Source organism: Tsukamurella paurometabola (assembly GCF_900631615.1).
GTDB classification, from domain to species: Bacteria; Actinomycetota; Actinomycetes; order Mycobacteriales; family Mycobacteriaceae; genus Tsukamurella; species Tsukamurella paurometabola_A.
Genome location: NZ_LR131273.1, coordinates 3,056,765 through 3,071,325 on the forward strand (window position 1 = coordinate 3,056,765; position 14,561 = coordinate 3,071,325).

At 72.6% G+C, this 14,561-nt stretch carries 17 protein-coding genes; 15 read left to right on the forward strand and 2 right to left on the reverse strand.

The annotated features are described in order from the left end of the window. Nucleotides 1-10: 10 nt before the first annotated feature. The 8 genes from nadD (at nucleotide 11) to holA (ending at nucleotide 6,913) form a co-directional block, all read left to right on the forward strand. Nucleotides 11-682: a nicotinate-nucleotide adenylyltransferase gene (gene nadD, locus ELY19_RS15235; protein WP_126196973.1), complete on the forward strand. Its 672-nt coding sequence runs from the start codon at nucleotides 11-13 to the stop codon at nucleotides 680-682. After that, on the forward strand, nucleotides 679-1,095 hold the full coding sequence (gene rsfS, locus ELY19_RS15240; RefSeq protein WP_126196974.1) for a ribosome silencing factor: 417 nt from the start codon (nucleotides 679-681) through the stop codon (nucleotides 1,093-1,095). The genes nadD and rsfS overlap by 4 nt, the downstream gene beginning before the upstream one ends. Next, nucleotides 1,095-1,784 carry a histidine phosphatase family protein gene (locus ELY19_RS15245; RefSeq protein WP_126196975.1) on the forward strand — a complete coding sequence of 230 codons (690 nt, stop codon included), beginning with the start codon at nucleotides 1,095-1,097 and terminating at the stop codon, nucleotides 1,782-1,784. Before rsfS ends, ELY19_RS15245 begins: the two co-directional genes overlap by 1 nt. Next, nucleotides 1,781-2,509 (forward strand): diglucosylglycerate octanoyltransferase, encoded by a 729-nt coding sequence (gene octT / locus ELY19_RS15250; RefSeq protein WP_126196976.1) that lies wholly within the window; start codon nucleotides 1,781-1,783, stop codon nucleotides 2,507-2,509. Before ELY19_RS15245 ends, octT begins: the two co-directional genes overlap by 4 nt. Beyond that, nucleotides 2,506-3,360 carry a DegV family protein gene (locus ELY19_RS15255; RefSeq protein ID WP_126196977.1) on the forward strand — a complete coding sequence of 285 codons (855 nt, stop codon included), beginning with the start codon at nucleotides 2,506-2,508 and terminating at the stop codon, nucleotides 3,358-3,360. Before octT ends, ELY19_RS15255 begins: the two co-directional genes overlap by 4 nt. Nucleotides 3,361-3,485: 125 nt before the next feature. Beyond that, on the forward strand, nucleotides 3,486-4,442 hold the full coding sequence (locus tag ELY19_RS15260) for a ComEA family DNA-binding protein (protein ID WP_126196978.1): 957 nt from the start codon (nucleotides 3,486-3,488) through the stop codon (nucleotides 4,440-4,442). Between the two features lies 1 nt (nucleotide 4,443). Next, nucleotides 4,444-6,057 (forward strand): ComEC/Rec2 family competence protein, encoded by a 1,614-nt coding sequence (locus ELY19_RS23835; protein ID WP_126196979.1) that lies wholly within the window; start codon nucleotides 4,444-4,446, stop codon nucleotides 6,055-6,057. Next, nucleotides 5,951-6,913 carry a DNA polymerase III subunit delta gene (gene holA, locus ELY19_RS15270; protein WP_227966859.1) on the forward strand — a complete coding sequence of 321 codons (963 nt, stop codon included), beginning with the start codon at nucleotides 5,951-5,953 and terminating at the stop codon, nucleotides 6,911-6,913. Before ELY19_RS23835 ends, holA begins: the two co-directional genes overlap by 107 nt. 173 nt (nucleotides 6,914-7,086) lie before the next feature. On the opposite strand, the gene rpsT is transcribed toward holA, so the two are convergent. Beyond that, nucleotides 7,087-7,347 (reverse strand): 30S ribosomal protein S20, encoded by a 261-nt coding sequence (rpsT, locus tag ELY19_RS15275; protein ID WP_126196981.1) that lies wholly within the window; start codon nucleotides 7,345-7,347, stop codon nucleotides 7,087-7,089. A 182-nt stretch (nucleotides 7,348-7,529) separates the two neighbouring features. Between rpsT and ELY19_RS15280 the strand changes: the two genes are divergently transcribed. From ELY19_RS15280 to ELY19_RS15300, 5 genes are all read left to right on the forward strand, one after another. Next, on the forward strand, nucleotides 7,530-9,215 hold the full coding sequence (locus ELY19_RS15280) for a circularly permuted type 2 ATP-grasp protein (RefSeq protein WP_197715904.1): 1,686 nt from the start codon (nucleotides 7,530-7,532) through the stop codon (nucleotides 9,213-9,215). Continuing rightward, on the forward strand, nucleotides 9,202-10,185 hold the full coding sequence (locus ELY19_RS15285) for an alpha-E domain-containing protein (RefSeq protein WP_126196982.1): 984 nt from the start codon (nucleotides 9,202-9,204) through the stop codon (nucleotides 10,183-10,185). The genes ELY19_RS15280 and ELY19_RS15285 overlap by 14 nt, the downstream gene beginning before the upstream one ends. Next, complete coding sequence (locus ELY19_RS15290; RefSeq protein ID WP_126196983.1) at nucleotides 10,182-11,024, forward strand: transglutaminase family protein; 843 nt, start codon at nucleotides 10,182-10,184, stop codon at nucleotides 11,022-11,024. Before ELY19_RS15285 ends, ELY19_RS15290 begins: the two co-directional genes overlap by 4 nt. Before the next feature lie 112 nt (nucleotides 11,025-11,136). After that, entirely contained in the window at nucleotides 11,137-11,820 is a 684-nt protein-coding gene (locus tag ELY19_RS15295; protein ID WP_126196984.1) for a type 1 glutamine amidotransferase domain-containing protein, read from the forward strand. Nucleotides 11,821-11,845: 25 nt separating this feature from the next. Then, on the forward strand, nucleotides 11,846-12,253 hold the full coding sequence (locus ELY19_RS15300; protein ID WP_126196985.1) for a RidA family protein: 408 nt from the start codon (nucleotides 11,846-11,848) through the stop codon (nucleotides 12,251-12,253). 1 nt (nucleotide 12,254) lies between these two features. Here the strand turns inward: ELY19_RS15300 and ELY19_RS15305 are convergent, their stop codons facing one another. Next, on the reverse strand, nucleotides 12,255-12,869 hold the full coding sequence (locus ELY19_RS15305; RefSeq protein ID WP_126196986.1) for a type II toxin-antitoxin system PemK/MazF family toxin: 615 nt from the start codon (nucleotides 12,867-12,869) through the stop codon (nucleotides 12,255-12,257). A 115-nt stretch (nucleotides 12,870-12,984) separates the two neighbouring features. Here ELY19_RS15305 and ELY19_RS15310 point away from each other — a divergent pair, with 115 nt between their 5' ends. Beyond that, nucleotides 12,985-13,596: a maleylpyruvate isomerase family mycothiol-dependent enzyme gene (locus ELY19_RS15310; protein WP_126196987.1), complete on the forward strand. Its 612-nt coding sequence runs from the start codon at nucleotides 12,985-12,987 to the stop codon at nucleotides 13,594-13,596. A gap of 7 nt (nucleotides 13,597-13,603) precedes the next feature. After that, the gene (locus tag ELY19_RS15315) at nucleotides 13,604-14,560 is read left to right on the forward strand and encodes an RNA polymerase subunit sigma-70 (RefSeq protein WP_197715905.1); all 957 of its coding nucleotides are present in this window, start codon (nucleotides 13,604-13,606) and stop codon (nucleotides 14,558-14,560) included. Nucleotide 14,561: the final 1 nt, after the last annotated feature.

A 14,561-nucleotide genomic window follows, 5' to 3' on the forward strand; every position in this document is an offset into this window, starting at 1 on the left:
ATGGACCGTTATGCGTGAGTCCAGCACCGCCGGGCGCCGTCGCGGCAGCGATCACGGTCGCCGCCGCGTGGGCGTCATGGGTGGGACCTTCGACCCGATCCACCACGGTCACCTCGTGGCCGCCAGCGAGGTGGCGGACCGATTCGATCTCGACGAGGTGATCTTCGTCCCCACCGGCCGACCGTGGCAGAAGAGCGAGGTCACGCCCGCCGAGGACCGCTACCTGATGACGGTGATCGCGACCGCGTCGAACCCGCGTTTCTCCGTGAGCCGAGTGGACATCGACCGCGGCGGCGACACCTACACCGTGGACACGCTGCGCGACCTGCACCGGCAGAACCCCGACACCGACCTGTTCTTCATCACCGGCGCCGATGCCCTCGCCTCCATCCTCAGCTGGCAGGACTGGGAGGAGCTGTTCGGGCTCGCCACCTTCATCGGCGTCTCCCGGCCCGGCTACCACCTGGCGGCGGATCACCTGTCGGACGTGCCGAAGGATAGATTGTTCCTCGTGGAGGTGCCCGCGCTGGCCATCTCGTCGACCGACTGTCGCGCACGCGCCGACGCCGGACGGCCCGTCTGGTACCTCGTGCCCGACGGCGTGGTGCAGTACATCGCCAAGCGAGCTCTCTATCAGAGCCGCCCGGCACCGGACCAGACCGTGAACCCAGGAGGATCATGACCGCATCCGATCAGGCCCGTACCCTCGCCGCCGTCGCGGCCCGCGCGGCCGACGACAAGCTCGCGAGCGACGTCGTCGTGCTCGACGTCTCGGAGCAGCTCGTACTGACCGAGGCCTTCGTCATCGCGTCGGCGAGCAACGAGCGTCAGGTGAACGCCATCGTCGAGGAGGTCGAGGACAAGCTCCGCGAGGCCGGCGTCAAGCCCACCCGCCGCGAGGGCGCGCGCGAGGGCCGCTGGGCCCTGCTGGACTTCCTCGACATCGTCGTGCACGTCTTCCACGAGGAGGAGCGCGAGTACTACGCCCTCGAGAAGCTGTGGAAGGACTGCCCGCACATCGAGGTCGAGGGCCTCGGTGAGCACGACCGCGCCGACGGCGCCGCGGACTCCGGCGGGGACCGCGAGGGCGCCTGATGCACGTGGAGGACGGGCTCGACTCGTCGGTCGAGCGCCTGACCCCGACGGTGCGCCGTCTCATCCTGCTCCGGCACGGCCAGACGGCGTCGAACGCCGAAGGCCGCATGCAGGGCCAGCTCGACACGGACCTCACCGACCTGGGACGCCGGCAGGCCGCCGCGGCCGCCGACGCGCTCGGCGACCGCGATCCGATCGCGATCGTCAGCTCCGACCTGCGCCGCGCCCGCGACACCGCGGACGCGCTCGCCGCGGTGACCGGCGGCACCGTCGAGACCGACGTCCGGCTGCGGGAGACCATGCTGGGGGACTGGCAGGGCATGACCCACCGCGAGGTCGACGCGTACATGCCCGGCGCGCGGCTGCGCTGGCGCGACGCCCCCGAATGGGCGCCGCCCGGTGGCGAGGCCCGCGTCGACGTCGCGGCCCGCTCGTACCCGCTGGTGGAGGAACTGATCGAGCGGCTGCCCGCCTGGGGCGACTCCGAGCGCCCCGTCGTGCTCGTGGCGCACGGCGGCCTCGTCGCCGCGCTCACCGCCCGCCTGCTGGACCTGCCGGTGACCTCCTGGCCGATCCTCGGTGGCCTCGGCAACTGCAGTTGGGTGCAGCTCTCCGGCCACGGCGACGTACCGCGGTGGCGGCTCGACGTGTGGAACGCCTCGTCGGACGTGGCGCCCGAGGTCCAGTGAGCGCATCGGCGACCGGCACCCTCCTGGTGCTCAGCGACTCCCTGGGCTTCTACGGACCCGAGGGTGCGCTGCCCACCTCGGACCCGCGGATCTGGCCCAATCTCGTGGCCGCCGAACTGGGGCTGCGGTGCGAGCTCTTCGCCCGCGTCGGCTGGACCACCCGCGACGGCTGGTGGTGCGTGACCCAGGACCCGCGGGTGTGGGCGGCCGTGCCGACCGTCGAGGCGGCGGTCCTCGCGCTCGGCGGCATGGATTCGCTGCCCTCGCCGCTGCCGACCGCGCTGCGCGAACAGATCCGGTACCTGCGGCCCGCCTCCGTGCGCGCCCGCGCCCGCGACGGCTACGCGACGATCCAGAGGGTCTTCGCGCCGGTGGGCTGGCCCATGGCGCTGCCGCCGAAGGTCACCGTCGACTACCTCGCCAAGACCTACGACTCGATCCACTCCCTGCGCCCGCAGGCCCCGGTCGCGGTGCTCGAGCCGCCGACGCACCGCGCGCTGGCCTACTCGTTCGCGCACCCCGGGTGGGCCCGCACGCAGCGGGCGATGCGCTCCTGGTCCGACGGTGCGGGCGTGCCGACCGTTCCCGTGCGTGACCTGTGCGACTGGTCGTTCGACCTGGGGATCAATAACATCGACGGGATCCACTGGTCGTTCGAGATGCACGAGCAGGTGGCGCAGCGGGTGCTGCGCGCGCTGCGCGGTGCGGGAGGGGGTGCGCCATGAGTGTCGTCGTCGTGACCGACGCCTCGGCCGCGATCGCCCCGGAGCGGGTCGCCGAGCTCGGCATCCACATCCTCCCGTTGCACGTCCTCTCGGGCGACGCCGAGTACATCGACCGCGGCACGGGTTACCAGGCCGAGCGGTTCGTCAAGGAGGGCGTGACCACGTCCGGCCCGTCGGTCGGCGAGGTCCGCGAGGTGCTCGCCGCCGCGGTCGCCGAGGCCGGCGGTGACGGCGTCGTGGTGATCACCATGAGCTCCCACCTGAGCTCCACCTACTCGACGTCGGTCGCGCAGGCCGCGCTCATGGACGCCGACATCACCGTGGTCGACTCGCGGAGCATCGACATGGCGATGGGATTCGGCGTGCTGGAGGCGGCGCGGCTGGCCCGCGCCGGCGCGCCCGCCGACGAGGTCGCGGAGGCCGCGCGGCAGGTGCTCGACGGCGCCGAGGGCTTCTTCTGTGTCGCCACGCTCGATCACCTGCGGGCGGGCGGCCGCGTGAGCGCCCTCGCGAAGCTGCTCGGCGGGGCGCTGCAGATCGTGCCGGTGCTGCGGCTGCAGGACGGCCGGATCGTCTCCGAGCGCAAGACCCGCACGGTCTCCCGCGCGCGGGACCAGCTCGCCGCCCTGGCCTCCCAGCACCTCGGGAACCGGCCCGCGCGGGTCGCGGTGCACCACGTCGAGGCGCCCGAGGCCGCCGAGCACGTCGCCGCTCTGGTCAAGGAGGAGTTCCCGCAGCTCCAGGAACTGGTGACCGGGCCGTTCGGCGGCACCATCGCCGCGCACCTCGGACCGGGCGCGGTGGGCGTCGCGGTGGCGCCCGCGCTGGTCGACGGCGCGGATCCGGCCTAGCACAACGCTGCGACGGATCGCGCTCCGGCGAGCGGGTTCTCCACAGGTTCGGGGTTATCCACAGGCGGCCCCGGTTCGCGCTCTCGTCGAGCGTTCCGGCGGTGCCGGCGCCCTACGGTCGTCGCATGAACGGCGAACGAGAGGCGGCGGCCGGAAGCGGCGTCGCGGACGAGCAGATCTTCGCGCGGCCCGCGTGGCTCGACGACTTCGCGCCGGCCCGCCGGGAGTACGCCGAGCCGGTCGACCCCGGGCGGGACGGTGACGGGCGCGGCACCGGGGTCACGCCGTCGCGCCGGGTGCGCATGGAGGACGACGACTTCTGGGACGAGCAGGAACCCGTCGGGTGGCGCGCCACCGTCGAGCGGGTGCGGACGACGCCCCGGGCCGCGATCGCACTCGTCGTGGTGGGCGTGATCGCCGCCGTGGTGGCGGCGGTGACGGTCCTCGGACCGTCGCGCGAGGGCGGCGGGCAGTACCCGGTCGTGGATTTCGCGGGCGCGTCCTCGTCGGCGGAGCCGTCCGCGCCGTCGGGGGCGGCCGCGTCCGCCGGGGCCGGCGCTGCGACCGGATCGGGGTCGGCGCCGTCGGATCTGGTCGTGGCGGTCGTCGGTCTGGTGCGGGCCCCCGGGTTGCACCGGCTGCGGCCCGGTGCCCGGGTGGCCGACGCCCTGACCGCCGCCCGCGGCACGCTCGGCGGTGCCGACACCGCGAGCCTGAACCTGGCGCAGCCGCTGCGCGACGGCGATCAGGTGGTCGTCGGCGTTGTGGATCCGAAGGCCGGAGTGACGCTGCGCAGTTCCGTGCGGTCCGGCTCGGTGGCGGGCGCGGCGGGCGCGTCGTCGGGGGCACCGGGAGGGGCGGTGGGCGGTGCGGGCGGCGCCGACGCGGCGGGTGCGGTCAACATCAACACGGCGAGCGCCGCCGAGCTCGACCGGTTGCCCGGCGTGGGCGCGGCGACCGCCGCCGCGATCATCGCCTACCGCGACAAGAACGGGCCGTTCCGCACCGTCGACGACCTCGCGAAGGTCAGCGGCATCGGCGAGGCGAAGCTCGCCAAGATCAAGCCGATGGCCACGGTGTGACGTGCGCGAGCGGCTGGATCTGCGCCTTCTCCCGGCGGCGATCGTCTGTTGGGCGGCGGCCGCGGTCGCACTGATCTCCGCCGTCGCGGCGTGGTGGACGGCCGGAATACTCGCGGCGGTGGCAGTGGCGGCGGCGGTGCTCCGCCGCAGGCGGCCGGGGCCGGTGATCCAGGCGGTGAGCCTGGTCGTCGTCGCGGCCGCGGGACTCGGCGCCGGCGTGGCCGCATCGGTCGCGGTGCGGGTGCACGACCGGGAGCGGGCCCCGATCGTGGCGTACGACGGGGCAGGACCGGTCGAGGTGCTGCTCGAGGTTGACGAGTGGCCGCGGCAGCGCTCCGGATCCCCGGGCGGGCACCTCGACGCGTCGCGCGTACTGGTCGCAGCGACGGTGCAGGGGGTGCGGACCGATGCGACGACTCCGGCTCGGGGAGGAGTGCTCCTCCTGGGTGCGACGCAGGATCTCGGCGGCCTGGTACCGGGCGAGCGGGTCGCGATCCGCGCGACGGTGCTCCGGAGCACGCGGCCGGGCCTCGTCGCGGTTGTGCTCGTCGGGGCGGGGGAGCCGACGGTACTCGGCCGTGCGCCGCCGTACTTCCGTGCCGCCGCTGCGGTCCGTCGCGCGCTTGCCGCGGTCGCTGCGGAGGCGCTCCCCGCCGACGCCGCCGGGCTCCTGCCCGCGCTCGTGCTGGGCGACGAGTCCGCCACGCTGCCGACCGTGCGCGGCGACTTCCAGGACTCCGGCCTCACCCACCTCACGGCGGTGAGCGGCGCCAACTTCGCGATCATCGCCCTCTGCGTGCTGGGGCTGTGCGCGGCGGCGGGCGTGCCGCTCACCGCGCGGGCCGCGGTGACGACGGTGGCGATCGTCGCCTTCGTCGGGCTGGTGGGGCCCACGGGCTCCGTGGTGCGGGCCGCGGTGATGGGACTGGTCGGGGTGGCGGCGCTGGCGCTGCGGCGCGGGCGGCAACCGTTGGTCGCGCTGTTCGTCGCGGTGGTCGTGCTGATGCTGGTGCGCCCGGCGCTCGCCCGCGACATCGGTTTCGCGCTATCGGTGGCGGCCACCGCCGGGCTGGTGCTGTGGTCGCCGGTGGTGCGCGATCGCCTGGTCCTCGCGCGGGTGCCGGACACGCTCGCCGGCCTGCTCGCGGTGACGATCGTGGCGCAGGTCGTGACGTTGCCGCTCGTGATCGCCTTCTCGGGCCGCGTGCCGCTGGGCGGGGTCGTGGCGAACCTCCTCGCCGGGCCGGTGATCCCGATCATCACGGTGGTCGGAACGCTCGCCGCGGTGGCGGCCCCGGTCGCCGGGCCCGTCGCCGCGCTCGCGGTGTCGGCGACGGGGCCGGAGCTGTGGTGGGTCATCACGGTCGCGCGGTGGTGTGCGCGGATCGGCGTCCTCCCCGTGCCGGGCGGTGCGGGCACGGGCGTCGCGCTGGTCGTGGCGTGCGTGGTCGTCGGTGGGGTCTGGAAGTATGGGAGCCGTGGTGGACAGCGCGCGCGTACACGTGGTGGTGGGGACCGAGGGCCTCCTGGTGGAGCGGGCGGTCTCGTCGATCGTCGAGTCGGCGCGCGCGGCGGCGGGCGACGGAGGTATGGGCCTGCCGGGCGGCGCGGGTGACGCCGTGCCGGTCACCCGGATCCGCGCCGGCGATGTCGACCAGTCCGAGCTGGTGGAGCTGCTGAGCCCCTCGCTGTTCGCCGAGGAGCGCATCGTCGTGCTCGAGTCCGCCGGCGAGGCGGGCAAGGCGCCCGTGGATCTCATCGTCGAGGCGGCGAAGAACCCGCCCGACGGGATCACCCTGGTGATCGAGCACAGCGGCGGTGGCCGCGCGAAGTCGATGGTCGCCGCGCTCAAGAAGGCGGGCGCCGCAATGGTGGAGGTGCCCACGATCACCTCCGCGCGCGACCGGGCGGACTTCGCGAAGTCGGAGTTCCGGGCGCAGAAGGTCCGTGTCTCCGACGAGCTCGTCGATCTGCTGGTCGATTCCGTCGGAAAGGACCTGCGGGAGCTCGCCGCGGCGATCGCGCAACTCGTCGCCGACACGGGCGGCCGCGTGGACCTCGCCGCGGTGCACCGCTACTACGCGGGCCGCGCCGAGGTCACCGGCTTCGAGATCGCCGACAAGGCCGTCGCCGGGCAGGTGGCGGCCGCGCTGGAGGCGCTGCGCTGGGCCCAGCACCGCGGCACGCCGCACGTGCTCATCGCCGACGCACTCGCCGACGCGGTGCACTCCGTCGCACGGATCCGCGGCCTGGGCCGCACCCCCGACCAGTACCGGGACGCGGGGGAGCTGGGCATGGCGCCGTGGAAGGTGAAGAAGATGACGCAGGTCGCGCGACGGTGGCGCGCCGAGAACGTCGCCGGTGCGTTGCAGGCGGTCGCCGCCGCCAACGCCGATGTGAAGGGCCAGGCGGCGGACCCGGACTACGCGCTGGAGATCGCGGTCCGCAGGGTCGCCACACTCGCGGGCTGAGGGAGCGGACGCGCGGACCGCGCGTCCGGTCACGGCAGGGGCGCGGGGTGCGAGGAGCGGACCGTCGACCCGGCGCGCCCGTCGTGGATACGCGAAAACCGCGCCGCACCAGTCCCGGCCCGCGTGGTGCCGGTGGGTGGTGCGGCGCGGTGATACGCGCGTCTAGCGGACGATCAGAGCTTGTTCAGCGCGAGCGCCAGCGCCGACTTCTTGTTGGCGGCCTGGTTGGCGTGGATCACGCCCTTGCTGGCGGCCTTGTCGAGCTGGCGGCTGGTGCTCACGAGGAGCTCGCCGGCCTTGGTCTTGTCCCCGGCCTCGACGGCCTCACGGAAGTGGCGGATGGCGGTACGCAGCGACGACTTCGCCGACTGGTTGCGCAGGCGGTTGCGCTCGTTGGTCTTGATCCGCTTGATCTGGGACTTGATGTTGGCCACGCGTTCAAACTCTCTTGTCTCGAAAGGGACAGCCGGTACTGACTGCCGACGTACCAGGTTACCAGCGGTCCGGACACAACCCAAATCGCGGCACCGCCTGCGGGAACGGCGCCCGACACCCACATTGCCACGCCGTGAACGAGAGCGCTGCCGAAACCGCGCGGGTGCGGCACGATGTGCGAGTGACCCCGCAGAAACAGGCCAAGTCCGGCAGTTCGGGACGCACGGCGTCCGCGCCCCGGAAGCAGGCCGCCGCCCCCCGACTGTCCGACGAGGCGCCCCTCTTCGCGGGCTACGACGATGCTCCGTCGTTCGGGCGGGCGTTCGATGAGATGTTCGCCGACGACGGCACCGTCCGCGCCCCGTACAAGCGGATCTTCGGCGCCCTCTCCTCGGCGGACGAATCGGATCTGGCGGCCCGCGTCGACGCCCTCGGCGCCGCGTTCATCGACCAGGGCATCACCTTCTCGCTGGAGGGCCGCGAGCGGCCGTTCCCGCTGGATCTCGTGCCCCGCGTGATCGCCGCCGCGGAGTGGAACCGCCTGGAGAAGGGCATCAAGCAGCGGGTCCAGGCGTTGGAGATGTTCCTCGACGACATCTACTCCGAGCAGGAGATCCTGCGCGACGGCGTGGTCCCCAAGCGGTTGGTCACCTCGTGTGCGCACTTCCATCGTCAGGCCGCGGGCATCCGCCCACCCAACGGCGTCCGCATCCACGTCGCCGGAATCGATCTCATCCGCGACGCGGAAGGCACCTTCCGCGTGCTCGAGGACAACCTGCGGTCACCGTCCGGCGTGAGCTACGTGATGGAGAACCGCCGGACGATGGCGCAGGTCTTCCCGGACCTGTTCCAGCGGCACCGCGTGCGCGCCGTCGCCGACTACAGCTCGCACCTCCTGCGCGCCCTGCGGCGCAGCGCCGCGTCGAACGAGGCCGACCCGACGGTGGTGGTGCTCACGCCTGGCATGGCGAACTCCGCCTACTTCGAGCACTCGCTGCTGGCGCGCCAGATGGGCGTCGAGCTGGTCGAGGGCCGCGACCTCTTCTGTCGCGACAACGTGGTCTACATGCGCACCACGAGCGGTGAGCAGCAGGTCGACGTGATCTACCGTCGCATCGACGACGAGTTCCTCGACCCGATGCAGTTCCTCCCGAACTCGGTACTCGGCGTCGCGGGCCTGCTCAACGCGGCGCGCGCCGGCAACGTCGTGATCAGCTCCGCGGTCGGTAACGGCGTCGCCGACGACAAGCTGACCTACACCTACGTGCCGGACATCATCGACTACTACCTCGGTGAGAAGCCGATGCTGCAGAACGTCGACACCCTGCGCTGCTGGCTCGACGACGAGCGCGAGGAGGTGCTCGACCGGATCGACGAGCTGGTGATCAAGCCCGTGGAGGGGTCCGGCGGCTACGGCATCGTCTTCGGTCCCGACGCGAGCGAGAAGGAGCTCGCGACGATGCGACGCAAGGTCGCCGCCGACCCCCGCGGTTGGATCGCGCAGCCCGTCATGCAGCTGTCGACGGTGCCGACGAAGATCGGCGAGCAGGCCCGTCCGCGCCATGTGGACCTGCGCCCGTTCGCGGTCAACGACGGCGACGACGTCTGGGTGCTCCCCGGCGGCCTGACCCGCGTCGCCCTGCCGGAGGGCTCGCTCGTCGTGAACTCGAGCCAGGGCGGCGGCTCCAAGGACACCTGGGTGCTCGCGGCCCGCTCGTCGGCCGCCGAGGCCGAACTGGAGGGCGCCGAGGTGGTCCCCAGCCGGGATCTGGCCGAGCAGCAGCAGGTGGAGCTCGGGCCCGAGCTCAGTTCGCAGGACCAACAGCAACAGCAGGCACGAGAGGAGGAGCGCCATGCTCGCCCGTAACGCCGAGGCGCTGTACTGGATCGGCCGGTACGCCGAGCGCGCGGACGACACCGCCCGCATGCTCGACGTGACCGTGCATCAGTTCCTCGAGGACGCTACCGTCGACGAGGACCGCGTCTCCCGCCAGCTGGTCCGCGTCCTCGGCATCCCCGAGCCGCCCGCCGATCAGCCGCTGGACCTGCGTGCCGTCACCGAGGTCGTCGCCTACAACCGGGATCCGGGCAGCGGCTCGATCGCCGCCAGCGTCGCCTCGGCGCGTGAGAACGCCCGCGGCGCCCGCGAGGTGACGAGTTCGGAGATGTGGGAGTGCCTGAACGCCACCTACAACGGTCTCGCCGAACGTGAGCGCGCCGCGCGCCGGCTCGGGCCGCACGAGTTCCTCAACTACATCAAGAATCGTGCGGCGATGTTCTCCGGTCTCACCGATTCGACCCTGTCGCGTGACGAGGGCTACCGGTTCCTGCTCCTCGGGCGCTCGATCGAGCGGATGGACATGGCGGTCCGGCTGCTGCTCTCCCGTGCCGGTGATCGCGCCGGCTCGCCCACCTGGGTGACGGTGCTCCGTGCGACGGGCGCCCACGACACCTACCTGCGGACGTACCGCGGGGTCCTGGACGCGACGCGCGTGGTCGAATTCATCCTGGTCGACCGCCTCTTTCCGCGGTCGGTGATCCACGCGCTGACCACCGCCGAGGACTGCCTCGGCGCCATCGAGGGCGGCCGCGAGGGCCGGCTCGGCACCCGCACCGAGGCGCAGCGCCTGCTGGGCCGCGCGCGCGGCGAGCTCGAGTACCTCGCGCCCGGCGAGCTCCTCGACGATCTGCAGCGCAGGCTCCTCGCGTTGCAGGAGCTCGGGCAGGCCGCGGGCGAGGCGATCACCGCCCGGTACTTCCACGTGACGCCGTACGTCGCCTGGACCGACGCCCGCGCCCGGGGCGAGATCGACACCATCCTGGAGGGGGAGCTGTGAGCTGGCGTCTTCGAGTCGTGCACTCGACCGGTTTCGGCTACAACGCACCGGTCACCTCGTCGTACAACGAGGCCCGCCTGACGCCGCGGAGCGACCAGCGGCAGAACGTCATCCTCAACCGCGTGGAGACGGTGCCCGCCACCCGCGCCTACCGGTACACCGACTACTGGGGCACCGCGGTCACGGCGTTCGACCTGCACGCGCCGCACACCGCGCTCGAGGTGACCGGTGCCTCGGTCGTGGAGACCGAGGCCGCCGACGACACGGGCGACGTCGTCGGCTGGGACGAGCTCGCGACGGACCGCGTGCGGGACCGGTTCGACGAGCTGCTCAGCTACACCGACTACGTACCGAAGCATCGCAAGCTGACGGCGCAGGCGAAGAAGCTGGTCAAGGACCTCGAGCCCGATGAGGCCGTGCTCGCGGTGTGCCGCTGGGTGCACGACGAGCTGGACTACGTGCCGGGCACCACCGGGGTGCACTCGTCCGCGATCGACGCGTGGGACGAACGCAAGGGGGTCTGCCAGGACTACGCGCACCTCACGTTGCTCCTGCTGCGCAGCGTCGGGATCCCGGCCCGGTACGTGTCCGGGTATCTGCACCCGCAGCGCGATGCGGAGGTCGGCTCGACGGTGGCGGGGGAGTCGCACGCCTGGATCGAGGCGTGGACGGGGCAGTGGCGCGGCTACGACCCGACCAACGACGTCCCGATCGGCGAGCGGCACGTCTCCGTGGGCGTGGGGCGCGACTACGCCGACGTTCCCCCGCTGCGCGGGGTGATCGCGGGCGGCGGAGCCTCGGATCTCGATGTGATCGTGGAGATCACCCGCCTCGCGTGATGTCCCGGTCATGGCGCGCCGGCGCACGTCTTCCGCGATGTGTGCATTGCTTACATGAGCGGGAACCGCTAATGTAAGCAGTGTTAACCGCAATCGTCGCCGGGAGCCCGCCATGCCGAAGCGCATTCTCAACGTCGTCACCAATGTCGGTCACTACGACGACCCGTCGCACAGGACGGGGCTGTGGCTCTCCGAGCTCACCCACGCCTGGCACGTCTTCGAGGCGGCCGGTTTCGATCAGGTGATCGTCAGCCCGCAGGGCGGCCCCGTGCCGCTCGAGCCGCGCTCGCTGAAGTTCCCCAACTACGACAGGACCGCGAAGGCGTGGCGGGCCGATCCCGCGCGGATGGCTCTGCTGGAGAACACCGCCGCGCCGGACGACATCGATTCGGCCGATTTCGACGCGATCTACTTCACGGGCGGCCACGCCGTGATGTACGACTTCCCGGACAGCGAGGGGTTGCAGCGGATCAGCCGCGAGCTCTTCGAGCGGGGCGCCATCGTGTCCTCGGTGTGCCACGGCTACTGCGGTCTGCTCAACACCCGGCTCTCGAACGGCGAGTACCTCGTCGCCGGACGGAAGGTGACCGGTTTCGCCTGGCAGGAGGAGGTCCTGGCCCGCGTCGACAAGCTGGTCCCGTACAACGCGGAGGAGGAGATGAAGAAGCGGGGCGCGCGCTACGAGAAGGCCAGGCTCCCGTTCGTCTCGTACGCCGTGGTCGACGGCAACCTGGTCACCGGCCAGAACCCGGGCTCGGCCAAGGAGACCGCACAGAAGGTCGCGGGCCTGCTCTGACCGTGGGGTGTGGCAAGGTCGGGGGATGTCCGATCACGTCCGGTTGATCAGGTCGACGGGGCTCAGCGACGTCGCGCAGTACGCGTACGTCTCGACCGTGCGAGGCGGATCCCGTTTGGTGTTCCCCGCCGGCGCGTGCCCGCTGGATGCGGACGGTCGTACCGTCGGCGTGGGTGACTACGCCGCGCAGGCCGTGCAGTGCGTGGCGAATCTCCGACTCGCCCTGGGCGCCGCAGGCGCTCGGTTCGCGGATGTGGTGTACACCCGGGTACTCGTCGCGTCGACACGACAACGCGACCTCGTGGCCGCGTGGGACGTGGTGCGCGCAGCGTTCGGGGATCATGACGTGCCCAGCACCCTGATGGGCGTCACCGTTCTCGGCTACGACGATCAACTGGTCGAGATCGAAGCCGTAGCCGCCGTGGCGGAATGACTCAGGTCCAGCCGTAGTCGTCGCGCAGGCGCTGCGCGACGGCCTCGAAACGCCGCCGGTCCAGCACGGCGCCCTCACGCCGGATGCCGTCCTCCGGCACGTCGAGGACCCGGTCGAGACGCACCCACGAGGGACGCTGGTCCGCGTCCCACGGACCGGAACCGATGCCGACCCAGTCCGGGTCACCCATGTGCCGCTCCTGGCTGGACAGCATGAGTCCGAGCAGGCTGTTCACCGACCGCCCGACCACGAGCACCGGCCGGTCCTTGCCCTGGCCCGCGTTCGGCCCCGTCGTCTCCTCGAACTCGACCCACGTCCACACGATCTCGCCCGGGTCGGCCTGGCCGTCGAGCTGGGGGGCGTAGAAGACGCCCCGCGCCATCAGCGCGGTCGGGGTGGACGTGCGGGTGACCGGCCGGCCCGGCGTGAACTCCTTGGGCTCGGGCGGTGCCTCCAGCCCGAGCGCCTGATTCACCGTCTGCGTCACCGCCTGGGTGATCGCCTCGCGACCCGCTCGGACCGGAGGACTGTTCACGACCTGCGCGGCGAGCCGGGGCCCGTGCTCGCGCGCGAGCTTGGCCGCCACGGCCGCGAAGCGGGTGAAGTCGTTCGCCATGTCCCCAGGATAGGCCCGCACCCGGGACGCCCGCGCGCGGCGAATCGCGCGACGAATTCCGGCGGCCCCGCTCGTATGCATCTGTGACGACCGTTTCCGAGCACAGGAGAGCACCATGACCATCCGTACCGACACCGACCTGTACGACGCCACCGTCGCCGAGCGCGCCCGGATGGCGGCGATCCTCGAGGACCTCGCCCCCGAGCGGTGGGCCGCCGATTCGCTGTGTGCGGGCTGGCGCATCCGCGAGGTGGTCGCGCACCTGACCATGACCGACACCCAGACCCAGGAGGAGTTCGGGGCCGCGCTCGCCGAGGCGGGCGGGGACGTCGACGTCGCGGTCGACCGCACCGCCCGCGCCGACGTCGCACGATTCTCCGACGCCGAGCTGCTGGCGATCCAGAGGGCCCGGGTCGCGAGCCGCTGGACACCCGGTCCCGGTGCCCTGCAGGGCGCGCTCGCCCACGAGGTCATTCACGGCCTCGACATCACGGTGCCGCTCGGCCTGCCGGGGCCCGCGCCGGAGGTGCTCGCGGCGGCGGTCGCCGGATCGACCCCGGAGGGGCTCGCCTTCTTCGGTGTCGATCTCGCCGGCCTGCGGCTCACGGCCGTCGATTCCGACCTCGTCCTCGGCGACGGTCCGCGGGACGTCCCGCTGCCGACGCTCACCATCGTGCTGATCGCGACGGGGCGAGAGCCGGTCCCGGCCCCCAGCGCCGTGGGATGATCGCGCCGTGGCGGTGATCGATGCGGCGATCGACGAGGACGTCCTCGGCGAGCTGCGTCCCGAGCTGGTCCGGTACTGCTACCGCATGATCGGCGACGGTGCCGGCGCGGAGGACGCCGCGCAGGAGGTGCTGCTGCGGCTGTGGCGCTCCCGGGAGGGCTACGACCCGGCGCGCGCGAGCATCCGGACCTGGGCGTACGCGATCGCGTCGCGGTACTGCATCGACCTGCTGCGGGCCGCGCCCCGCAAAGCCCTCCCGACGGACCTCTCGGAGCGGAACGGGCCCGGCGACCAGGCCCTCGCGCAGCTGCGGCCGGGCGCGTGGGTCACGCCGCTCCCGGACGCCGGCGGAGATCCGGCGGCCGCCGCTGAGCGCCACGAGTCGATCCGGATGGCCTTCGTCGCGGCGCTGCAGCGCCTCACACCCTCGCAGCGCGCCGTGCTGGTGCTGCGCGACGTCTACCGGCACAGTGCCGCCGAGACCGCGGCGATCCTCGGGATCAGTGCGACCGCGGTTCATTCCGCGTTGCAGCGCGCCCGGAAGGCGCTCGCGAGTGCCGGCCCGCCACCGTCGGACCTCCCCGCCGGCGAGGTGGATCCCCGCCTGCTCGACGGCTTCGTGCGAGCCTTCGAGCGGCACGACGTCGCGGGCCTGGCCGCCCTGCTCGCGGAGGACGTCGTCTTCTCCATGCCTCCGGTCGCGTTCTGGCTCCGCGGTGCCGTCGATTACGCGACCCTGTTCGGCTCGGGCGACGCCTGCGTCGGCCACCGGCTCGTCCCGACGACGGCGAACGGCGCCCCCGCGTTCGGGCAGTACGCGCCCGATTCCGGGGGCGCCATGCGTCCGTTCGCGCTCGTCGTCGTCGAGTCCGACGGTGCCCGGATCACGCGGGTGACCACGTGCCTGGACCAGGCGGACCGGTTCGAGGCCTTCGGCCTGCCGGCCCACCTGACCGCGGACTGAC